19 protein-coding genes, 1 tRNA gene and 1 pseudogene are annotated in these 23,810 nt (G+C 41.1%); 9 read left to right on the top strand and 12 right to left on the bottom strand.

Annotation, left to right across the window (positions count from 1 at the left end; translation table 11 throughout):
* Position 1 precedes the first annotated feature (1 nt).
* The 3 genes from BO26_RS20845 (at position 2) to BO26_RS20830 (ending at position 4,048) form a co-directional block, all read left to right on the top strand.
* A tRNA-Val gene (locus BO26_RS20845) sits at positions 2-78 on the top strand.
* A 466-nt stretch (positions 79-544) separates the two neighbouring features.
* The gene (gene pykF, locus BO26_RS20835) at positions 545-1,954 is read left to right on the top strand and encodes a pyruvate kinase PykF (protein WP_036774806.1); all 1,410 of its coding nucleotides are present in this window, start codon (positions 545-547) and stop codon (positions 1,952-1,954) included.
* Between the two features lie 252 nt (positions 1,955-2,206).
* Positions 2,207-4,048, top strand: coding sequence for a type III secretion system effector inositol phosphate phosphatase (locus BO26_RS20830; RefSeq protein ID WP_072023316.1), 1,842 nt, complete (start codon positions 2,207-2,209; stop codon positions 4,046-4,048).
* Here the strand turns inward: BO26_RS20830 and BO26_RS24745 are convergent.
* Together BO26_RS24745 and BO26_RS20820 are read right to left on the bottom strand one after the other, a co-directional pair.
* The gene (locus tag BO26_RS24745; protein WP_036774803.1) at positions 4,024-4,203 is read right to left on the bottom strand and encodes a transposase; all 180 of its coding nucleotides are present in this window, start codon (positions 4,201-4,203) and stop codon (positions 4,024-4,026) included. The genes BO26_RS20830 and BO26_RS24745 overlap by 25 nt on opposite strands.
* A gap of 119 nt (positions 4,204-4,322) precedes the next feature.
* Entirely contained in the window at positions 4,323-5,174 is an 852-nt protein-coding gene (locus BO26_RS20820) for an enoyl-CoA hydratase-related protein (protein WP_036774801.1), read from the bottom strand.
* Positions 5,175-5,612: 438 nt separating this feature from the next.
* On the opposite strand from BO26_RS20820, the gene BO26_RS20815 reads away from it, so the two are divergent.
* Positions 5,613-5,849: a major outer membrane lipoprotein gene (locus tag BO26_RS20815; RefSeq protein WP_036774799.1), complete on the top strand. Its 237-nt coding sequence runs from the start codon at positions 5,613-5,615 to the stop codon at positions 5,847-5,849.
* Positions 5,850-5,952: 103 nt separating this feature from the next.
* Here the strand turns inward: BO26_RS20815 and BO26_RS20810 are convergent, their stop codons facing one another.
* The 7 genes from BO26_RS20810 to sufA all read right to left on the bottom strand — a co-directional run bounded on the left by BO26_RS20810 (position 5,953) and on the right by sufA (position 12,803).
* The gene (locus tag BO26_RS20810) at positions 5,953-7,035 is read right to left on the bottom strand and encodes a L,D-transpeptidase family protein (RefSeq protein ID WP_036774797.1); all 1,083 of its coding nucleotides are present in this window, start codon (positions 7,033-7,035) and stop codon (positions 5,953-5,955) included.
* 121 nt (positions 7,036-7,156) lie between these two features.
* Positions 7,157-7,573 (bottom strand): cysteine desulfuration protein SufE, encoded by a 417-nt coding sequence (gene sufE, locus BO26_RS20805; protein ID WP_036774796.1) that lies wholly within the window; start codon positions 7,571-7,573, stop codon positions 7,157-7,159.
* Positions 7,574-7,610: 37 nt separating this feature from the next.
* Positions 7,611-8,849, bottom strand: a complete 1,239-nt coding sequence (gene sufS, locus BO26_RS20800) for a cysteine desulfurase SufS (RefSeq protein ID WP_036774795.1) — start codon at positions 8,847-8,849, stop codon at positions 7,611-7,613.
* Positions 8,846-10,159, bottom strand: coding sequence for a Fe-S cluster assembly protein SufD (gene sufD, locus BO26_RS20795; protein WP_036774794.1), 1,314 nt, complete (start codon positions 10,157-10,159; stop codon positions 8,846-8,848). Before sufD ends, sufS begins: the two co-directional genes overlap by 4 nt.
* Positions 10,134-10,880, bottom strand: coding sequence for a Fe-S cluster assembly ATPase SufC (gene sufC / locus BO26_RS20790; protein WP_036774792.1), 747 nt, complete (start codon positions 10,878-10,880; stop codon positions 10,134-10,136). The genes sufD and sufC overlap by 26 nt, the downstream gene beginning before the upstream one ends.
* A 57-nt stretch (positions 10,881-10,937) precedes the next feature.
* A complete protein-coding gene (gene sufB, locus BO26_RS20785; protein WP_036774917.1) occupies positions 10,938-12,416 on the bottom strand; it encodes a Fe-S cluster assembly protein SufB in 1,479 nt (492 codons plus the stop codon).
* Between the two features lie 18 nt (positions 12,417-12,434).
* Entirely contained in the window at positions 12,435-12,803 is a 369-nt protein-coding gene (gene sufA / locus BO26_RS20780) for a Fe-S cluster assembly scaffold SufA (protein WP_036774790.1), read from the bottom strand.
* Between the two features lie 711 nt (positions 12,804-13,514).
* On the opposite strand from sufA, the gene BO26_RS20775 reads away from it, so the two are divergent.
* Complete coding sequence (locus tag BO26_RS20775; protein ID WP_036774789.1) at positions 13,515-13,673, top strand: Hok/Gef family protein; 159 nt, start codon at positions 13,515-13,517, stop codon at positions 13,671-13,673.
* Positions 13,674-14,080: 407 nt separating this feature from the next.
* Here BO26_RS20775 and BO26_RS20770 read toward each other — a convergent pair whose 3' ends face one another.
* A complete protein-coding gene (locus BO26_RS20770; RefSeq protein ID WP_015834043.1) occupies positions 14,081-14,497 on the bottom strand; it encodes a hotdog fold thioesterase in 417 nt (138 codons plus the stop codon).
* Positions 14,494-17,553, bottom strand: a complete 3,060-nt coding sequence (gene ydiJ, locus BO26_RS20765; RefSeq protein WP_036774787.1) for a D-2-hydroxyglutarate dehydrogenase YdiJ — start codon at positions 17,551-17,553, stop codon at positions 14,494-14,496. The genes BO26_RS20770 and ydiJ overlap by 4 nt, the downstream gene beginning before the upstream one ends.
* A gap of 339 nt (positions 17,554-17,892) precedes the next feature.
* On the opposite strand from ydiJ, the gene ydiK reads away from it, so the two are divergent.
* A complete protein-coding gene (ydiK, locus tag BO26_RS20760; protein WP_036774786.1) occupies positions 17,893-19,002 on the top strand; it encodes an AI-2E family transporter YdiK in 1,110 nt (369 codons plus the stop codon).
* Positions 19,003-19,445: 443 nt separating this feature from the next.
* On the opposite strand, the gene ppsA is transcribed toward ydiK, so the two are convergent.
* A complete protein-coding gene (gene ppsA / locus BO26_RS20755; protein ID WP_036774785.1) occupies positions 19,446-21,824 on the bottom strand; it encodes a phosphoenolpyruvate synthase in 2,379 nt (792 codons plus the stop codon).
* A 216-nt stretch (positions 21,825-22,040) separates the two neighbouring features.
* Between ppsA and ppsR the strand changes: the two genes are divergently transcribed.
* The 3 genes and pseudogenes from ppsR to BO26_RS20740 form a co-directional block, all read left to right on the top strand.
* Positions 22,041-22,904, top strand: a complete 864-nt coding sequence (gene ppsR / locus BO26_RS20750; protein ID WP_036774782.1) for a posphoenolpyruvate synthetase regulatory kinase/phosphorylase PpsR — start codon at positions 22,041-22,043, stop codon at positions 22,902-22,904.
* 137 nt (positions 22,905-23,041) lie between these two features.
* Positions 23,042-23,491 (top strand): annotated as a pseudogene (locus BO26_RS20745) (3-deoxy-7-phosphoheptulonate synthase); the annotation flags it as partial.
* 129 nt (positions 23,492-23,620) lie between these two features.
* On the top strand, positions 23,621-23,810 hold a 190-nt coding region (locus tag BO26_RS20740), incomplete at its 3' end, for an ISAs1 family transposase (protein WP_036774780.1).

Below are 23,810 nucleotides of genomic sequence, written 5' to 3'. Positions count from 1 at the left end.
TGCGTCCGTAGCTCAGTTGGTTAGAGCACCACCTTGACATGGTGGGGGTCGGTGGTTCGAGTCCACTCGGACGCACCAAATTCTTAAGGCTGATCCTGTTGTATCTCCTGATTACAAAAAATTCATCCAGCATTTCAAACTAAATCACTGTTTTTTATATGAAAATTTCACAATAAACCATGGTCTTCTGCTACAAGCTTGGTCGTTTTTTCATTTTACTGTTATAATTAATCTACATAATCATTTTTTAATTCATTTCACAGAAATTACTCTTTATAATACGGCACAATTTATAGTTGAATGGTTTCAGCACATCAATTTACCGAATGCTGGGAGAACCACAGATTGATAGTACGTAATTGAGATAGTACGTATATGCTCGTATTAGTTACATGTGTTTAAACTCACAAAAAAATACTGCATGTCTTCCCCGTCACTAGTCCTCAATGATATTGCGCAACTTTCAACACCAGATGATAACTTCGCAAATCATAAAGTTGACGGTTCACTATTTTCATCCATTAAAACCTGTAGATAGATTGTCATGAAGAAAACCAAAATTGTTTGCACGATCGGACCAAAAACAGAATCCGAAGAAAGACTGACAGAATTGTTGAATGCAGGCATGAATGTTATGCGCCTCAACTTTTCACACGGAGACTACGAAGAGCACGGCCAGCGTATTCAAAATATCCGTTCAGTTATGACTAAAACAGGTAAGCAAGCAGCCATTTTGCTGGATACTAAAGGGCCTGAAATCCGCACTATGAAGCTGGAAAGCGGCAATGATGTTTCCCTGATCGCGGGACAGACTTTCACTTTTACCACTGACACTTCTGTTATTGGTAATAAAGACCGTGTTGCTGTCACTTACAGCGGTTTTCCTGCTGATCTGGCTCCAGGTAATACTGTTTTGGTTGATGATGGCTTAATCGGCATGACAGTTAAAGAAGTCACTGAGTCAGAAGTTATTTGCCAAGTTCTAAACAATGGTGACTTGGGTGAAAACAAAGGTGTTAACCTGCCGGGTATTTCTATCAGCCTGCCTGCCTTGGCAGAGAAAGATAAACAAGATTTGATCTTCGGTTGCCAACAAGGTGTTGATTTCGTCGCCGCTTCTTTTATCCGTAAACGCTCTGATGTTCTGGAAATCCGTGAACATCTGAAAGCACACGGCGGTGAAAATATTCAAATCATCTCTAAGATTGAAAACCAGGAAGGTATGAACAACTTTGATGAGATCCTTGAAGCTTCTGACGGGATCATGGTTGCCCGTGGTGACCTGGGTGTTGAAATTCCGGTGGAAGAAGTCATCTTCGCCCAAAAAATGATGATTGAAAAATGTAACATGGCTCGCAAAGTTGTGATTACTGCAACTCAAATGCTGGATTCTATGATTAAAAATCCACGCCCTACTCGCGCAGAAGCGGGAGACGTTGCTAACGCCATTCTGGATGGTACTGATGCAGTCATGCTTTCCGGAGAAAGTGCAAAAGGCAAATATCCCATAGAAGCGGTAACGATCATGGCAACAATTTGTGAACGTACAGACCGCGTAATGCCAAGCCGCATTGATGCCGTTAATTGCCGTAAACTACGTGTAACCGAAGCGGTATGTCGTGGTGCAGTTGAAACCTCAGAAAAACTGGAAGCCCCTCTGATTGTGGTTGCAACATATGGTGGTAAATCTGCCAAATCTATCCGTAAATACTTCCCAGGAGCCCCTATTCTGGCGTTAACCACTAATGAAGTAACGGCACGCCAATTGCTTCTGGTTAAAGGTGTTTCCACTCAAATCGTCAAAGAAATCGCATCAACTGATGACTTCTACCGTATTGGTAAAGAAGCAGCATTGGCTAGCGGTTTGGCAAAGAAAGGTGAAGTCGTGGTTATGGTATCTGGCACTCTGGTTCCAAGCGGTACAACCAACACCTCTTCTGTCCACATTCTTTAATTCTGCATTTAACTTTATTTCTGAAACGCCGCATGTTTGCGGTGTTTCTATTTCAGATCTGGCTTTCTTTGCTTATTTGATATAACACCTGATTATTCCCCCTTCCAATCCTCATCGGTCGTCACTACTTGCGTCGCCTTACCCGGAACAATCTCAAAGATATCTTGCGGCAATTTATATCCCGTCCTGAAGAACAAAGAACGGAGTTTTACGACGTACCGGATAAATCCGGCATGTTTTTCCAATGTTCATATGAAAAACTTTTTTTATATCGAAAATTTACATTTTGTGGTTCAATATCTATTCAATACTTATTATTTCAACATGAAAGGAGAAATCATGCATATACAAGTCGCTAAATTTCCCACTCCCATTATCCAGAATATCAAGCATACACAAGTCGCTAAACTTCCTACTTTCCTTATCCAAAATATCAAGCGTATAGCCTCAAAAATATCGGCAAATAGCGCAACTTTGAGTCGTATATTGAAGGTTAGCACCTCATCACAGCAGCTAAAAACAACGCAATCTTCTTCTATAAAAATCCCTGTGAAAATCAATTTGATATCATTACATAGAGGCGAAACGAAACTTCTATCCGAATTCAATCAACCATCATTACCTTCTACTCGTTCCATTCATACTGTTTTTAATCTACAACAAAATATGATCGATTCTGCTGCCTTAGCACTAAGGAACCTTGGTGGCGATCCCACAACACTAAAGCATTTATCTCGCCAGTTAGAAGCGGCTCATTTCAAAGCGGATAGACCAGCTACCCCTGATGAATTAAAAGCAACAAAATCTCTTAGCAAAAATCTTATTAATTTAATAGCCAACCAGCTAAGAAAAATAGGCATCTCACACAAAGAAGCTATGAAAGAAGCAAAACTTGCTTTCAGTGAAGCGAGTAAACAACATCTTAATCATAAGAAATGGGCTACACTGGAAACTCAATTTGAGCATGGTGGTAGAATGTATCATTGCACATCCACACCGGCAGCACAGATGAAATTAGGTACAGATGATATTTTTCCAACTTCCTACCAGGATTACGGTGTGTGCAGTAAATCCACACAAGAAACCATCCACTCCGTTAATATGTGGGTATCAGATATACGTGTCAAAAATGAAAATGGACAAGAACAGACACTATTTAAAGGATTACGTCACGGCGTCTTATCGCCTTTCACATTAGAAAAAGGAACAATAGAACGTTTAGACGGCGCAAAAGCACGAGCACGTGAAGTTGTCACCGCCGCACTATTTACGAAAACAGATCTACTACAACGAGCATTAAAAGGAGAAACCGTTGAGTTACAGTTAGTCTCGACATCACTACTTACCGCATTTCAACAAGAAAGTGATATGTTGCACGATCAAATAGAGGCATGGAAAGCACTGTGTACTGAGAAACCACTTACGTTATCTATACGTACCGAAGATGGCCATATGCAAAACGTCAAGGTAAAACTAGACGTCGCTGCATTTAATTTTGGTGTCAACGAACTCGCTCTGAAACTTCCTTTAGGCCACAATCAAGCTGATAAGTGTAATGTGACAGCATTACATCAACTCTTAGGAAATAACTTGCATCCTATGGCCGAACCCGGTGGTTGGGTAGGAGAATACTTGGCCAATAATCCCAAAAATGCTTCACGTGTGCGCCTATTAAGCCAACAATTGAAAGAAATTTGGGCTGATAAAGCACATCATTACGATGGTGGTGAACCATACAAAGCCCCACAGCGCGTAGCAATGCTGGCCTATGAGATAGGTGCAATACCCTGTTGGAACTGCAAAAGTGGTAAGGACAGAACCGGAATGCTGGATGTCGAGTTAAAACGAGAAGCTGTGGCAATCCATCAAGGTCGGGGCTTAAATGTGCCTGGCAGCCAACTGAAAAAAACAGATCAGAAGCTATTACAGCAATTACTTCTCCATAGTGGAAATCTGGAAATACAAGCAATCAATACTGGTACTCCTGGTAATAAGGTGATGAAAAACGTTCCACTTATTGGTTTATCGTATAAGCAACGTATAGGAGATTCTGAGACTTGGGAACAAGCTCAAGGATTATCATCTCTGTTGTAGTAGTTCAAACTAAATTTGATGAGATTGACGCCCCGCACGGCGTCAATCGTACCAAAATGAACGTGTAATGTGGCCGCTTCGGCAATATTGTCGTTTTGGTCAAGCACTAACTGCGCTGACTCCAATTTAAACTCGGGGCTGAAACTTCTTTTCATTATGTCACCTGTTGAATTGTCGAAGTAAGAATATCACCTCTATGACGGTGACCAAAATCATTGAACCACATCAATATGCGGAAAACCTAACTTGCCTGTTATTAACGTCTTTGCCTCAATCACGGCCCATCGAAAGTGTTACCTACTTCGCTTAAGTTCTGGAATTCACTTGCTACACCACTTGCTTTAGCTTGAATTGAATTCAGGATATCCTGTTGACTAAAAATTGAAGCTTGCAAAAGCGCAGTTTGTTGCAATGATTCGTAGACGCCATGATCACGGCTGTAAAGCATCGCTCGTTTAATCCCATTAATAGCAACTGGAGACCGATCAGCAATACGCCGAGCAGTCGCTAAAGCCCCTTCTATTAATGTTTCTGTAGAAGGGAAAATCCTCACCACTAGACCTAAATCATGAGCCTGAATAGCGCTCAGTGTGTCTCCTGTAAGTGCAAGATAGCGGGCCATGCCGCCAGGAATAAGATGTTGCAACCGCTGAAGAATTCCCAAGTCAGCCATCATGCCGATATTGGTTTCCTCTATACGAAATTTCGCATCATCAGAAGCAAAACAAAAGTCGCACGCAGTAATTAAGTCAAATCCAGCCCCAAGACAAGCTCCCTGTACCGCAGCAATAACAGGAAAGCGTGCACGTTCCAATACATTTATTGCTTCCTGCATTTGCAATAAACTAAACTGCATAACTTCCCGCTTATGGGGATTATCTGTATGGACAGCCTTACTAGAGGCAAAAATTTGCAGGTCAAGCCCCCCACAAAATACGCGCCCTTGTGCAGAGATCACCATTACCCGCACTTGACCTGAACGACTGAGTTGATCTATTGCTTCTGGAAACAGTTTCCAAAATCCAAGTGCCAAACTGTTTGCTTTGTCAGGACGACTTAGTTGCAAATGAGCCACTCCATTATCAACCGTGATGATAAAATGCTCATTGGATTGATTGGTTATCATAAGATACTCCTCCTACCAGTTTAAATATGAGACTAGAATTCAACCTTTGTATTGTCAAGTTGCTCTCCTATAATAAGTTTCATTTAACAAATTTGTTTTAAGCCCACTCCCCAATTTATGTATGCAGAACATCTCCATTGAGACATATTCCGATGGTTCAATAGGTGTAAGGTGACTGGGATGTGGTATTTTTTATTTATAAGAATTTTTAACTAAAATTATTTCAGAGAATATCATCCCCTATAGAATAGGATTTTGTTGATTAGAATGTTACTCAATGGTTTTGTTTCTTTACATTCAGATGGAAATTATCCGCTTTCTAAAGAGAAAAATTGAAATAATTGGTTTTCATGATAAAAATTTATTCTCTTTCTAAAAAACTTTGTGTAATACTTATATGGCTACTTGGAGATTAACTTAAATCTAGAGGGTATTATAATGAATCGTACTAAAATTGTACTGGGCGCAGTAGTTCTGGCTTCTACTATGTTAGCTGGTTGTTCAAGTACTGCTAAGGTTGATCAGCTGTCTTCCGATATTCAGACTCTGAATGCAAAAGTTGATCAACTGAGCAACGACGTGAACTCAGTACGTACTGATATTCAAGCAGCTAAAGATGAAGCCGCTCGTGCAAATCAGCGTCTGGATAACCAAGTTCGTTCCTACAAAAAATAATTTTTTGTAATTAAGTATAAAAATGGCGTACATCAGTACGCCATTTTTTTATTGCAAGATTCTGTCAGATAAATATTCTCCGCCTCCTGCCCATAAAAAAGCATTAATCTTTCTGATAGATTGGCCCAGGCTGATATAATGGTGGTAACTTAAACGGTTCAGATGCTTTTTCATTCACATTCACTTCCTGCCCCACATCTTTAATATCGTCTTCCACTGGCGTTAAATTCTCTTCTCGCAGATTCTGATTCTGTTGCGTTTCTAGTGGTGTACCTTTACTTACCAGCACAGGTATACCAGAACGGCGAACAAGAGCTTGTTCAACAATATTTTTATCCGTTTCGCTATTATTAATGAACTTGTTCAGAGCTGCTGACCGGATAATTTGTAATGTCTGTGGGTCATCATCCTCTTTTTTAGACAGCGGCTGATGTACTTCCACATAACGCTTACCATTTGGTTCTACCGAATATTTAACAGCTTCATTAATAATCTGTACTCTCGTTCCACGAGGAACGCTGTTAAATAACGCTTCAATATCATCAGGACGCAAACGGATACAACCAGAACTCACACGCATACCGATACCAAAATCAGCATTAGTGCCGTGGATCAGGTATTCTCCACGCCCGGCAGCTAAGCGCAACGCAAACAATCCCATTGGGTTTTCCGGGCCAGCAGGAATAACTGCCGGTAGGGTAATCCCCTGCTCAGCATAATGTTTGCGGATATTTTTAGTCGGCGTCCAGGTTGGATCCTTGATTAATTGGCTGACAGACGTTGTCATCACCGGTGTATTACGGCCAAGCTGTCCAATGCCAATCGGATAAACAATGACTTTATTTTTTCCTTTAGGAAAATAGTAGAGTCTCAATTCTGCAAGGTTAATCACCATTCCCTGCCTTGGTGTGTCAGGCAGCAACATTTGTGATGGAATTATTAATTCAGAACCCGAAGCAGGCAGATAAGGATCGGTCCCTGGGTTAGCTTCCAACATTGCTAGTAAACCAATTTTATATTCAGCAGCAATAGCCTCCAGAGAACGTCCGTCATCTGGTACAACAAATATCGTATTTTCGCCAATTAAACGACTATTGGCAGGTGGCAAGGTATATTCTGTAGCGCTGACTGTATTAATCAACCCACTCAATAATAACATGCCGATAAACGTTAAAACTCGTTTCATGCTTGCTTCCTGGAATGACTTCTGAATGTTATCAGATAAATTAAGCGTAAAAGATTGAGATCTTATTCCTTTGTCACGGTTATATATTATCAGTAGCTAAAGAAACGTGTAAGACTGGTATTTAAACCATTTTACTTGCCATATTCCTGATAGCACATATCATTGCGTGTAGCCCCTGTGTTCGTGATGGTGTCAGATGTTGCTGCAAAGAAAGTTTTTCAAAATATTCAGTCACATCCATATCCAGAATCTCCCGCGGCACCTTATCTTGAAAAAGAATAAAGACAATCGCAACTAGCCCTTTAACAATCGCAGCATCACTATCACCAACAAACTCTACTTTGTTTTGGTCATTTTTTCTCAGCAATATCCATACCTGACTCTGACAACCTGAGATTAAATACTCCGGTTGGCGCTGCTCGTCAGTAAGAGAAGGCAATCTCTCTCCCAGCTCAATCAGATAGAGATATCTTTCTTCCCAGTTTTGACAACGGGAAAAATTACGCAATAATTTATTTTGGTCGGGCAAACTTGCCATGATTTTTTCCTTATTATTCTTTCGATCTGTAACTGGCTCAACCAAGCAATTTTTCTATTCTCTGCAATGCAGCAACAAGCACATCAATATCTTCTTTCGTCGTATAAATTGCCAACGATGCTCTGCACATACTGGGAACCTGATAATGCTCCATTAAAGGAAGTGCGCAATGATGCCCCGTACGAATAGCTATTCCATATTGATCAAGGAAACTTCCTACATCATAGGCATGATGGCGACCAAGGTTGAAAGCAATAACTCCCTGACGTTGCTCAGGGCCATACAATTTCAATGAGTTAATTTCTTTCAACCCTGTAATTGCATAATCCATCAACTCCTGTTCATATTGCTTAATTTCATCCAACCCAATTGAAGAGACATAATCAACAGCAGCACCAAGTCCAATAATCCCCGCAGTATTCGGTGTTCCCGCTTCAAACCGCCATGGTGATTCTGTATAGGTTATCCCTGTTTGCAGGCTAACGTGTTTTATCATCGCCCCGCCCCCTTCCCAAGGTGGCATTGCATCCAGAAGGGATTTTCGCCCATAAAGCACACCAATTCCTGTTGGTCCGTATAATTTATGGCCGGAAAAAACATAAAAATCACACCCCAGCTTCTGAACATCAACTTTTTTATGCATGATGGCCTGAGCGCCATCAACCAGTATATGTAATTGAGCGCCCTGCTCATCAGCCAATTTTCTGGCCTGCTTTATAATTTCACGTACAGGATTTACTGTGCCAAGCACATTAGATAAGTGAGTAAAAGAGAGTAATTTAGTCCGTGAATCAATCAAGGATGATAAAACCGATTGATCCAATTCACCGTTTTCATCCAACGGCCATATTCTGATTTCACATCCAATATGTTCTGCCAGCATATACCACGGAACGATATTGGCATGATGTTCCATCTCAGTAATAACAATATTATCGCCGTTATTGATAAATTTTCGGCCATAACTATTAGCAACCAGATTAATCCCTTCCGTCGTACCTTTAACGAAAACAATCTCTTCATCACTTTGAGCATGAATAAATTGCGCTATCTGGTGGCGCACGTTTTCAACCATACGAGTAGCCACAGAACTCAGAGTATGAATTCCGCGGTGAACTGCCGCATACTGATGCAAACAAAATTCGCTTTCCCGCTCAATGACCTGAACAGGTTTCTGAGCACTGGCGGCACTATCGAGATAAACCAGTGGATGTCCATTGATCTGCTGAGTTAATACCGGGAAATTCTGTCGCACCTTTTTTACCGAAAAAGTCATTTTTCCACTCCCGCCAGACGGTGTTTAATGTGTTTCATGACAACAGCTTTCAGTACTTCATCTTCAATAAATTCAGTAAGCTCGGCAGCAAAAGCAAATACAATCATATGTTGTGCTTCACGCTGGTTGATACCTCGTGATTGCAGATAGAATAATTGTTCTTCATCTATCCGACCAACGGTTGCACCATGACTGCATTTCACATCATCAGCATAAATCTCTAATTGTGGCTTGGTATCTACTTCTGCCTGTTTGCCTAACAGCAGATTGTTATTGGTCATTTTCCCATCGGCTTTCAGTGCATGAGGCGCCACTTTGATCATGCCGTTGAACACAGCTTTGCTCTGATCCATCACAATTGTTTTATGCAACTGGCGACTTTCGCAATGGCCTTTGTTGTGTTCCAGATAAGTACGAGTATCTGCAACCTCTTTGCCTTGCGGCAACAACAGGCTATTCAATGATAAATTAGCCCCCTCACTATTAAGCTGAACGCTGGTATTGTGCCGGCTAAGCGCCGCCCCTAACAAAAAACTGGTGCTTTTTACCCTGGCATCACGACCAATCACAATGTCGTTATGCGCAAAGTGGTAGCTTTTGTTGTTTTCAATGCCCAGTTTTATATGAGTTAAGCTGGCATTATCACCCACCTCTGCGGTCAGTCTGCTTCCAGTCATATGGGGTTGCTGCTCATCAATACTAACAAAATGTTCAATCACTTTGGCATTGGCATTAGCCCCCACAGAAATGTGGTAGCGGTAATGGCTAGAATTCAATATTTCATCAGAATAGCCACTTGTCATATTTAGCAGATACAGCGGCTTTTCTGCGATTTGTCCAGCTTTCAATGTGATGATTAAAGGCTGTTGGGCCAGACTTTCTGTTAAATGCAGAAAAATTTCACTCTGTATCGGTGCCGGAAGTTTACTTTTGTTATCCAATAAGCTGAGTTGATAAGGCCCAAATTCACGGGAACTCAATAAAGGGGAAAAACAACCATCCACCAGAACAACTCGCCAACAGTCCATTGAAATAGCCAATTGTTCGCACTGTGCTGCTGTTAATTCCCCAGCTTTGATACTGTATTGCTGACTTAGCAGTCGTTCCAGCGGCGTATAGCACCAGTCTTCGTGTCTGAATTGAGGAAAATGGGCTTTAGTTGCTTTCTCCCAATGCATACTGGCATGCAATGAATCATCACCACGGCGAGAATGATATAAACCCGCAAAACGTTCTAGTGCTTTCTGATTACGTTCTGCAACCTGGCGGTTTTTCTCAGTCCTTTCACTGTTGGTCAATAAGCCAGCCATAACCTTGTTCCTCTAACTTTTTCGCCAGACTGAAATCACCGGATTTAATAATCCGCCCCTGATAAAGCACATGAACAAAGTCAGGTTTCACATAATCTAAAATACGCTGGTAATGGGTGACGATAATGAATGAACGGTTTGGATCACGCAGAGAATTCACTCCATTAGAGACAATTTTCAACGCATCAATATCCAACCCTGAGTCTGTTTCATCCAGAATACAAAGCGTCGGCTCCAGTGCAGCCATTTGCAAAATATCGTTGCGCTTTTTCTCACCCCCGGAAAAACCAACATTGACTGAGCGTGTTAGCAAGTCTTTTGGCATATCCAATAATTCAATTTTTTCTTCAATAAAATCAGCAAAATCAAAACGATCCAGAGGCTCCTGATGGCGATATTCACGCACAGCGTTTACTGCTGTTTGCAGGAAGAATTGATTGCTGACACCGGGAATTTCTACCGGATATTGAAAAGCAAGAAAAACTCCCTCACCGGCCCGTTCTTCCGGCTCAAGTTCCAGTAAGTCTTTTCCTTTAAAGGTGATGTTACCATCATCAATTTCATATTCTTCACGACCTGCTAATGTTGCTGATAATGTACTTTTACCAGACCCATTTGGCCCCATAATGGCATGGACTTCACCAGGTTTAACTTCAAGATTTAATCCTTTTAGGATTTCATTACCTTCAACACTGACTCGTAAGTTTTTAACACTTAACATATTACATGCCTTCGAACGACTTAACGTTCTGTCATAAAAAAGGGAAACCGGGAGAACTTATCCAACGCTGTGCTCAAGACTAATCGCCAACAATTTTTGCGCTTCAACGGCAAACTCAAGGGGAAGTTCAGAGAACACGTCCTTACAGAAACCATTAACAATCATAGAAATCGCATCATCTTCACTGATACCGCGTTGCAAACAATAGAACAATTGATCTTCACCAATGCGGGAAGTTGTCGCTTCATGCTCAAGTTGCGCGGTATTGTTCTGCACTTCTACATAAGGGAAAGTATGCGCGCCACATTCGGTTCCAATCAGCATGGAATCACATTGGGTATAGTTACGCGCGTTTTCTGCTCCCGGCAATATCTTTACCAGCCCACGATAACTGTTCTGGCTACGTCCAGCAGAAATGCCTTTTGAAATGATGGTCGATTTAGTGTTACAGCCAATATGGATCATCTTGGTGCCCGTATCTGCCTGTTGAGTACCATTAGTCAGGGCAACAGAGAAAAATTCCCCAATCGAGTTATCCCCTTTCAGGATCACGCTCGGATATTTCCAGGTAATTGCTGAACCCGTTTCAGATTGGGTCCAGGACATCTTGGCATTTTCACCTTCACATAACGCTCTTTTAGTTACAAAGTTGAGAATTCCTCCTGCACTATCACCACCTGAAAACCAGTTCTGTACTGTGGAATATTTCACTTCTGCATCTTTATGGATAATCACTTCCACAACAGCGGCATGAAGTTGATAACTGTCACGTACAGGTGCCGAGCATCCTTCTATATAGCTGACATAACTACCTTCATCAGCGATGAGAATCGTCCGCTCAAATTGACCCGTTTTAGCGGCGTTAATACGAAAGTAGGTGGATAATTCCATTGGACAACGAACCCCTTTGGGTACATAAACAAAAGTACCATCAGAAGCAACGGCTGAGTTCAGCGCGGCAAAGAAATTATCATGGCTTGCAACCACACTACCGAGGTATTTCTGAACTAATTCAGGATATTCCTGTATCGCTTCACTGAATGAGCAAAAAATAATGCCTTCTTTCGCTAGCTTATCCCGATACGTTGTTGAAACAGACACAGAGTCAAAAATAGCATCTACCGCTACAGCTTCTCCTTCCCGTACAGGAACACCTAGCTTATCAAATGCCTCTTCAATTTCTGCTGTCAGGTAATTATTGGTTTGCTCAGCGCCAGACTGCGAACTACAACTATCATCACAAGCACCACATGAAGGTGCTGAATAGTAACTGTAATCTTGATAATCAAGGTTAGGGTAATTCGCTTTTAACCAATGTGGTTCTTCCATTCCCTGCCAATGGCGGTAAGCCTTCAACCGAAATTCAAGCATCCATTCAGGTTCATTACGTTTTGCGGAAATTGCCCGCACAACTTCTTCGTGCAAGCCCTTAGCTAACTCATCAGTCGCTACCTGAGTGAAAAAACCTTCTTTATAACGATGATCGCTAAGCCAAGTCTGCACATCATCACTGATTTCTACATTGCTCTGAGACATAGACATAGATTGGTACACTTATATACCAAAGCTTTCACCACACCCACAGGCATGCTGAGCTTTTGGATTATTGAATTTAAACATCTGATTTAAACCTTCACGTACAAAATCAACTTCAGTACCATCAATAAATGGCATGGCTTTCAGAGGGACATACAAACATGCTCCCTCGTTTTCATACCTTAGATCGTCAGGTGCAGGATCGTTAACCATCTCAAACACATAGCCAAAGCCGGCGCATCCTGACTGCTTAACCCCTAGATATAACCCTTTACTTTGTGGGTTCTGCTGCATCAATTTCAGGATCTGTGCTGCGGCTCTCTCTGTGATGGTGATTCCTTGCCATGCGGTTTCACTCAGAGAGAAGGTTTCAACACTATTTGTCATAGTTGACCTCATATTTTTCTTTAGCAATTTTTTGCCGCTGTTATCGGAGTATTCTCCTTACCGCATAATGGTAATGATAACCCTTATCACTTCAACCATTTGTTTTAAGAGGATATACTTTAAATAGATTAAATTTTATTCAAATACAGTGAGTTATGTTCATTCCATACGAAAGGTATCTCTTTAATTTACTGTTTTATCTATAAATTATTAGTTTGATCGATGGTGCTATTTTTTACTTATTGGCGTAAGGCAAAAGCACAAAAGGTTCATTAGGGATACTATTTGAGGTGAACTTTCAGATATACCGGAAATGCAGAGCAAAAGTTGCCATTATGATCATAATATATACAAATAAAGTTTCTATTTAATTAACTCAATTAAACGTATTTAGAAATAATCTTATCTATATATTACGCTCTTAATATGCCTTCCTTTATTCTATTAATAACTTTATTAGCCACTAATTTAATTCAAACGTATTACGTGACCATAATAAATATTTGCAAGACCTTGCATCTCATGCGAATAAACGTATACTGCCCCCGGGTGCTTGAGACTTTCTGTCTTGAGCATTATGTTCCAGGAAAAATTACGTTCTAGGCAGAAAGAGAAAAGCCCCATCCGACTATAAATCGAAATGAGGCTACTCCTAATGCTAAACAACATAAGGCTAGCCTCTTACCTGATAAAAAGCAAGGAGAGAAGGCTATGAAGCCACAAAAAATCGTAATATTTAGTTTGATCGTTATTTGTGTGACGTTACTCTTATTCACATGGATAACAAGAGATTCACTCTGTAAGCTCCATATCAAACAAGGTAATACAGAGGTTGCGGCAATCATGGCTTACGAATCCAGCAACAGGTAAGGCAGCCTTGGCGGAAGGTTTTTACTCCCGCCCTTTTAGATGTTGTTATGGCTTGTATCTCAGGCACCCTTCATATTTAAGTGGAATTAAACATAAATTAAAACCGGTGAAATTTTAGCATTAATTGATATATCGGCGTTTACAGACTTAAATAAAAATTTGCAATTAGGTTTTTATCTATTCCAGCATTAATTTACTTAATATAATTCAACATTTAAATTCATCGGATATATATAAGAAAATCAAATAATCCATAACATTATAAAAATATCAACAAGATCCAGGGAATATATATATTTCCTGGATGGCTATCACAATTAAATTTAATTACCGTGAAGGATAACTTTTTCAGTTAAATAGTAGGTTATCATCCATACAATAACCTACTTTTACTTTTGTTTTATATTTTATCCAGGTAAAACTGACGTAGTTAATCGGGAGGTGCAACATAAATGTTGCCGATCATCAAAAATATCGATTCTCCATACCTGATGATTACGCCCAAGATGGAGAGGTTTACACACCCCTTTTACCTCACCACTACGAACAGAACGGATATGGTTAGCATTTATTTCCAACCCAACAACTTTTTTCTCACCTTCAGAACAGAGATACCCAGCCAAAGAACCAAGTGATTCTGCCAATACAACAGATGCCCCACCATGTAATAAACCAAATGGTTGTTGGGTACGATAATCAACAGGCATTGTACCTTCGATAAAGTTATCACCGATATGCGTGATTTTTATGCCCAGATGACCCATCATACATTGGCTACTTACTTTATTCAGGCTCTCCAGTCCAATATCACGTTTCCAAATCATGGGATTATCTCCAATAAAGCTTGCAACGGATGCTTAAGTACTTGCCCTTCTATCCGCTTAACCTGACTACGACAGGAATAACCAGAACTCAGGCAACGCTCCAATGGTAATTTTTGCAAGGCGGGTTGCCAGGATAATTTATAGATACCAATAGAGTGTTTTATATTTTTATTTTCATGACCATATGTTCCAGCCATTCCACAGCAGCCTACACTGATATTATCCAGCTTGCTACCCAGCCGATGGAAAATTTTTTCCCACTGTTTACTACTGCCCGGCAGCATAGTCACTTCTGTACAATGTCCTAACAGATACCATTTATCACGGGACTCTTCTTCATTATCTATTTTCTCTGGCAAAACATTGATCAGCCATTCATGTACAAGCTGAACCTCAAACTTACCTCGCTGTTCACCAAGAATTTCGTTGTATTCATCCCGGTAACACAATACCAATGCTGGATCAACACCAACCATAGGAATTGCCAAATCAGATACCCTATTAAGGAAATCTGACGTTTTTCTGGCCGTTTTAGCAAAATGGGATAAAAATCCTTTGACATGTTGAGCCTTACCATTAGGGGAAAATGGCAACAATATCGGTTTATATCCCAATTTTTCTACCAAACAGGCAAAGTCAGCCACAACTTTAGCATCGTAATAACTAGTGAACGGGTCCTGAACGATCAATACATGTTTATCTCGGTGAACTTGATCCATTTTTTCAAGCTGTTCTAAAGTGGTAGAAAGCGCATAATGACCAGCAAGCTGTTGATGCAGTGTCGGACTGGATAATAAAGGTAAATCTACCATCCCGATAGTACGGCGGCTCAATTCCTGCACCCACGGTTGTTTCAAGAAGAAATTAAATACCCGCGGTGCCTTAGCCATTAATGGCGTACTACTTTCCGCACTTGCCACAATATAATCACGCAAGGGGCGGAAATAGCGGCCATGATATAGCTCAAGAAAACGTGCCCGGAATGACGGCACATCAATTTTAATCGGACACTGTGTTGAACACGCTTTACATGCCAGACAACCAGACATTGCATCTTTTACTTCATGAGAAAAATCATACTCTCCACGCCATGCTTGCCAACTATTACGCGTCTTCTCAATCAGCCCGCGCAGGCTTGGTCGTTTTTGTTCCAATCCTTGTTGTAGCAATTTCAGGTCCATGCCCTGTTCCGTTAAAAGACGAAGCCATTCACGCACTAATGTTGCCCGTCCTTTCGGCGAGTGGATACGCTGTTGGCTAATTTTCATGGATGGACACATCGGGCTTTTCACATCGAAATTAAAACAGAGACCATTACCATTACATTCCATAGCGCCACGGAATCTATTTCTTATATTGATCGGAATTTCCCGGTCATAATTTCCTCGCTTGACCGCGTCGACTTTCATCATCGGCGCATCAACACCAATCGGTGAACAAATTTTACCCGGATTCAAACGGTTATCTGGGTCAAAGGCCGCCTTAATCCGACGCAATTCTTCATACAGGGTGCTACCGAAAAACTCAGGGCTGTATTCAGCACGAAACCCTTTACCGTGTTCACCCCACAACAAACCACCATAACGCGCAGTAAGACTGACAATTTCATCAGAAATCTGTTTCATCAATATTTCTTGCTGGGGATCACACATATCCAATGCTGGCCGGACATGCAACACACCAGCATCTACATGACCAAACATACCATAATTAAGATGATGGCTATCCAACAACTGTCGAAATTCTGCAATATAATCAGCGAGATGCTGTGGCGGTACACATGTATCTTCCACAAACGGGATCGGTTTCGCAGCACCTTTACTGTTACCTAGTAAACCAACGGATTTCTTGCGCATCGCATAAATACGCTCAATATCATCCAACTCCCGACAAACTTGATAACCAATGACACCCGCCTGCTTGTCACTCATAAGTTCATCAAGACACTGACAGAGGGTTGTGACTTGCTGATCTATTAATTGTTGGTCATCGCCACTGAATTCAACAATATTCAACCCCTGCATGTCCTTACCAGGCACATCAGTAATCAACTCCTTAACTGAATGCCAGACAATATCCTCACGCGCTAAATTCAGCACTTTGGAATCCACAGTTTCAACCGATAAAGCCTTTGCATTTACCATAAAAGGCGCATTACGCAGTGCAGAATCAAATGAATCATATTTTACGTTCACCAACCGCCTGACTTTTGGCAACAGTGTAATATCCAGAACAGCTTCCGTAATAAAAGCCAGAGTTCCTTCTGAACCGGTCAAGATACGGCCTAAATCAAACTTCTGCATATCGTCACTGAAAACATGGCGCAAATCATAACCTGTCAGAAAACGATTAAGTTTAGGAAATTTTTCAACGATAAGTTCACGTTGTTCACGGCAACGGTTAAGTACCGTGTTATAAATACGACCCGTCACAGAATCTTCTTGCGCAATCGATTCCGCCAGCGCTACGTCCATAGCCCGAGTATCAAGTAATTCTCCACCTAACAACACGGCCCGTAAGCCAAGAACATGATCGGAAGTTTTACCATATACCAGCGAACCTTGACCGGAAGCATCAGTATTAATCATGCCACCCAGTGTCGCACGGTTACTGGTTGAAAGTTCTGGTGAAAAGAAATAACCATACGGACGCAAATATTGGTTTAGTTGATCTTTAATCACACCCGCTTCTACTCTCACCCAGCCCTGCTCTGGGTTAATTTCAAGGATGCGATTCATATAACGGGACATATCCACCACGATACCACTATTAAGAGCCTGGCCGTTTGTGCCTGTTCCCCCACCGCGCGGAGTAAATGTTAAATTCTGGTATTTCTTTTCATCTGCGATACGGGCCAGCAAAACCACATCTGCTCCGGATCGGGGGAAAACAACAGCCTGCGGTAATAACTGATAAATACTGTTATCTGTCGCCATTGTCAGACGATCTGCATAGCTGCTTGTAGTATCTCCGGTAAATCCTTGCTCTTTCAGTGTATCCAAGAATTCCTGTGCCAACTCACTGACGTGAGGTGCTTGTGATATGCGTGGGATCATTATCGTTTTGACCCTTGTAAAATGAGTGTCCACATTGCTTTATTTATAATACTCTTTGAGTTTGATACTTTAGTCAGCCGTAACAATTAATCCCTGCTAACTTACTACCTAAGAAGGCAAGCGTTTACCTTATCATAATATTCACCTATTTTGAGTAACCTATATACCCAATAGATTTCAAGATGCATCGCGACGGCAAGAGAGCGAATCCCCGGGAGCATAGATAACTATGTGACCGGGGTGAGAGAGTGCAGCCAACAAAGAGGCAACTTGAAAGATAACAGGTATAGATAACATCTTATTTATTGACACCACTGAATTACTTAGAGAAATTCACTCATGGACAAATCACAACCACATTATGATCTACCAAAGTTATTGTTTACCTTAATTTTTCTTTCACTCTTAATCGTTACCAGCTTCTGGGTAATGAAACCCTTTATCCTTGGTTTTGTCTGGGCCGGAATGGTTGTTATCGCCACCTGGCCTTTACTGGAAAAACTACAAAACAGCTTATGGGGTAAACGCTGGCTTGCAGTTACTATTATGACATTATTGCTAATCTTGTTATTTGTGATTCCCATTGCATTGCTGGTCAGTAGTTTGTTGGAAAACAGCGCACCATTAATTGCGTGGGCTAAATCCCCTACTAATTTTCAAATGCCAGCCATGACCTGGCTGAGCAGCATTCCTCTCGTTGGTGATAAACTTTACAGCGGTTGGAACTCACTGATTACTGATGGTGGGAATGTTCTGATTGCCAAAGTCCAACCCTATATCGGAGAAGCTACAACCTGGTTCTTTACTCAAGCGGCAAATGCCGGACGTTTTGTTTTCCATCTCGCTTTGATGGTGCTATTCAGTGTGTTGCTATATCTGAAAGGTGAACAAGTGACAATGAGTATTCGTCATTTTGCCGTTCGTCTTGCAGATAAACGTGGAGATGCCGCCATCCTGCTGGCAGCACAATCTATCCGAGCTGTGGCGCTCGGAGTGGTCGTCACTGCTCTGGTTCAAGCGATTATCGGTGGTATTGGCTTGGCTGTTTCAGGTATTCCTTATGCTACTTTGCTAACCGTACTCATGTTTGTCTGTTGTGTTGCCCAGATCGGTCCATTGCTGATTTTAGTCCCTGCTGTCGCCTGGCTTTACTGGACAGGTGATACAACCTGGGGTACCGCACTATTGGTCTGGAGCTGTGTAGTCACAACAATGGATGGATTTCTTCGCCCATTTTTAATCCGCCTGGGCGCAGACTTGCCTATGGCCCTGATATTAACCGGTGTTATTGGCGGGATACTCTCATTCGGTATGATCGGTCTATTTATCGGACCAGTCGTGCTAGCCGTTGCTTATCGTTTATTAATTGCATGGATGAATGAAATCCCAGAACCTAAAAATGATTTGACAGAAACTGAAAAATATCTGGAAAAGAAATTCTCAGAATAGTTTTTCCGACAATTAATTTTGCCACATATAGCGAAAGAGGATTAACTCTTTCGCTAAGTTATGGCTTTATATAGATAAATCTAATCATTCATCTGAAATGCAAGTTTATTAAATATAAATATTGTCAAATAATTGTTAAAAAAAGGTTAAATATCGCCATTTTTGCCCATAAATAATACGTAAATTAGGACTATTCTTAATGAATAAACTATTCAACTAAATTAATATGAACGGGCTATGAACGAGACGTTTATTTCTCCTTTTGATGGTTCTAGTAATTAGAAACGCGTATATTGCTGTGTGTAGTCTTTGCCTATCGAGCCCACGATAGGCTTTTTTTTATCATTTTCGTACTTCCCCAGAATAATGTCTCCGTTGCTCGCATCATTAAAAAAACCCGCCATTTTGACGGGCTGCAAGTTTCAATTGAGTATTATTCGCAGTTAACTCTCTTTCGCTAACTCTAACCAGGTTTTCACAACGGTATCTGGATTTAATGACAGGCTGTCAATTCCTTCTTTCATCAACCAGTGAGCAAAATCTTGATGGTCTGAAGGCCCTTGACCACAAATTCCCACATATTTATTTTGACGTTTAGCTGCCTGGATAGCTAATGAAAGCATAGCCTTGACCGCATCATTACGTTCATCAAATAGTTCAGATACCACACCCGAATCCCGGTCCAAGCCAAGAGTAAGTTGAGTCATATCGTTAGAACCAATAGAGAAACCATCAAAGTATTCAAGGAACTGTTCTGCCAGAATTGCGTTGGACGGAATCTCGCACATCATAATGACTTTCAATCCATTCTGGCCACGTTTCAATCCTTGCAATGCCAGCTCAGCAACAACCGCTTCAGCCTGAGCAACGGTACGCACAAATGGGATCATAATCTCAACGTTTGTCAGCCCCATATCATTACGTACACGTTTAACCGCTTCACACTCTAATGCAAAACAGTCACGGAAGCTGTCAGAAACATAACGTCCCGCACCACGGAAACCCAGCATAGGGTTCTCTTCATCGGGTTCATAAATATTGCCGCCAACCAAGTTAGCATATTCATTGGATTTAAAGTCAGACAGACGCACAATAACCCGTTTCGGCCAAAATGCAGCCGCCAGAGTCGCGATCCCTTCAGTCAGGCGTCCAACATAGAATTCAACCGGATCATCATAACCCGCCATCAAAGATTTTATCTCTTGCTGCAATTCCGGGGTTTGCTGCTCAAACTCTAATAATGCGCGAGGATGGACCCCTATCATCCGGTTGATAATAAATTCCAAACGAGCAAGACCTACACCTTCATTGGGCAAACGGGCAAAATCAAATGCACGATCTGGGTTGCCAACATTCAACATAATTTTCACATCAAGCTCTGGTAATTGATCGACCTGGGAACTTTGCACTGTAAAATTCAGCTGATCCTGATAAACAAAACCGGTATCACCTTCCGCACAGGAAACCGTCACTTGCTGATTTTCTTCCAGCCGCTCAGTTGCATCACCACATCCAACAACAGCTGGAATTCCCAACTCGCGAGCAATAATTGCTGCGTGGCAAGTGCGACCACCGCGGTTAGTTACAATCGCGGCAGCTTTTTTCATAATAGGCTCCCAATCTGGATCAGTCATATCAGTGACCAAAACATCACCCGGTTGGATGCGTTCCATTTCATTTAAGTTATGGATAACTTTTACTATGCCTGAACCAATACGATGACCTATAGCTCGCCCTTCTACTAATATCCGACCTCGTTCATTCAGTTGATAGCGTTCCATAACCTTTTGATTTGAGCGGACCGTCTCAGGGCGTGCCTGAACAATGTATAACTTGCCATTATGGCCATCTTTGGCCCATTCAATATCCATTGGCCGGCCATAATGTTTTTCAATCAACAACGCTTGACGCGACAACGCCTCAACTTCCTCATCAGCTAAAGAGAAACGATTGCGTTGTGATTCTGCCACATCTTCAATACGTACCTGCTTACCATGATCTTTATTATCAGCGTAGATCATATGCAGCTTTTTAGAACCAAGATTACGACGAACAATTGCAGGATAACCTTTATTCAGGGTTGGTTTATGTACATAGAATTCATCAGGATTCACTGCCCCCTGAACAACCATTTCACCCAGCCCATAAGCCGATGTAATAAATACAATCTGATCAAATCCTGATTCAGTATCAATAGTGAACATCACCCCAGAACAGGCAAGATCAGAACGAACCATACGCTGTACGCCCGCTGATAGTGCAACCCCTCGATGGTCATAACCCTGATGGACACGATAGGAAATAGCCCTATCATTAAACAATGAAGCAAACACATGCTTGATGGCAATCATCACAGCATCAATACCCTGTACATTCAGAAAAGTTTCCTGCTGCCCGGCAAAAGAAGCGTCAGGCATATCCTCGGCAGTTGCAGAAGAACGCACTGCAAAAGAGGCTTCTGATTCCCCTTCAGACAATTGTTGATAAGCTTCCCGGATATCTTTTTCCAATTGCGGCGTAAATGGCGTATCTATCACCCATTGGCGAATTTGTGCGCCCGTTTTAGCCAGCTGGTTTACATCATCAACATCGGTTTCATCCAGTAAATTATAAATACGCTGATTGACACCGCTTTGTTCCAGAAAATCATTAAATGCCTGTGCTGTCGTAGCGAAGCCATTCGGAACAGAAATCCCCAATTCTGACAGGTTGGTGAGCATTTCTCCCAGGGAGGCGTTTTTACCACCCACCCGGTCAACATCATGCATACCTAATTGGTTATACCAAAGCACATTACACGGGGTGAGGTCACTGTTGGGCATTAAAACAATCCTTTTAACATTCATGAGGGACAAGTCGGAAAATTGGCACTGCACTTAGCAGTCGTAAATAGACTAACACAATGTTTTGACACACATAGAAAGGTGAATCGATCAACCAAACAATATTATTTTTTTACGAGTATAATCTGTGAAAAATCGATATCCTACTTCACTGAACTGAACGATTCACAAAGATAAAAGGCCATTATAAATATTATGACAAAAGCCAGACTAGAAATATCAGAAGAAAATAACAATGTTGAACGTACTGTTTTCTTTATTTCCGATGGAACAGCCATTACCGCTGAAGTATTAGGTCATGCAGTATTATCACAATTCCCCATTAAAGTGACTTCGCATACTCTTCCCTTTGTTGCAAGTGAAAATCGTGCAAAAGAAATAAAGCAACAAATAAACAAAATATATCAGGATACGCGTATAAGACCTTTAGTTTTCTATTCCATTATCTCTTCTGGAGTGAAAAATATTATTACCAGCAGCGAAGGATTTTGTCAGGATATTGTCCAAACGCTAGTAGCTCCATTACAGAAAGAAACCGGGCTGGAACCCAAACCTGAGCTTAACCGTACCCATGGCCTGACAGAAAAAAATCTCAGCCAGTATGATGCTCGCATAGCCGCTATTGATTATGCTCTGGCGCATGATGATGGTATCTCGTTACGTAACCTTGACCAAGCACAGGTTATTCTATTGGGGGTATCTCGTTGTGGAAAAACCCCTACCAGTCTCTACTTAGCTATGCAATTTGGTATACAAGCTGCAAATTATCCTTTTACTGCGGACGATATGGATAATTTGCAATTACCTGCAACATTAAAACAATTTCAGCATAAGTTATTCGGTTTAACTATAAACCCCGAACGATTGGCCGCTATTAGGGAAGAACGCCGAGAAAATAGCCGTTATGCATCATTAAGGCAATGCAGAATAGAAATTTCTGAAGTAGAAGCTTTATTTCGTAAGAATAAGATTAATTATCTTAATACCACCAATTATTCTGTTGAGGAAATATCAACCAAAATAATCGATACGATGAAGTTAAAACGCCGGATGTTTTAAGAATATATTAACATGAACAATTGAAAAAAATTTATCATATGAATAGCTATATTGTTTGTTTAATTTAACTATTCTCGTTTATTGTAATTTTAATTATCTATATAAACACGAGTATGGAACGAACTTTGAGAAAATATATGCCCAGAACAGATGGTTTAAGGACTCACCGCGTCGATAGTCTGATAACACATCAGGCTCTTACAAATCAATTTCCTATATCCGAAAAAATCGCCAACAATGTGACAGCGTCACGAACACGTATTGAAGCCATTTTATCTGGGAATGACCCACGACTTATGGTTATCGTCGGTCCTTGCTCTATTCATGATGTTGATGCTGCTTTAGATTATGCCTATCAACTGAATACATTACGCAGAAAATACCAGCATAGACTGGAAATTATTATGCGCACTTATTTTGAAAAACCGCGTACAGTCTTAGGCTGGAAAGGTCTTATTCCAGATCCAGAGCTCGACGGTTCCTGTCAGATAAATCAAGGTATTACCCTGGCCAGGAAATTACTCGTTGCCATAAACGAGTTGGGCTTACCCACTGCAACCGAATTTCTCGATATCGTGACCAGCCAGTCAGGGTGAGATCTCACATTTTTAATAAGGTTATTTTGGTTAAATAAAAATCAGAATATGACTTTTTATAGGCATTTCTCTCATTAAAACGTTAAGATCTCTCTCTTCCATAAAAAAGCGATCCTAATAATGAGTATTTTTAATTTTATCAGCAAGATAGAAGACCCTCGCTCTGACATCAATAAAAAACATGAATTAATGGATGTGATTTTTTTAGCCTTCTCCGCTGTATTATGCGGCGCTTCTGGCTGGAAATCGATTCAGGAATTTGGTGAGTTACAGAGCGAGTGGCTTAAACAATACACGCATTTTACTCACG

The sequence above is a fragment of the Photorhabdus australis DSM 17609 genome, assembly GCF_000711895.1.
Classification (GTDB): Bacteria; Pseudomonadota; Gammaproteobacteria; order Enterobacterales; family Enterobacteriaceae; genus Photorhabdus; species Photorhabdus australis.
The sequence above is the reverse complement of the archived record's forward strand: the minus strand, read 5'-3'. Positions and strand labels throughout refer to the sequence as shown.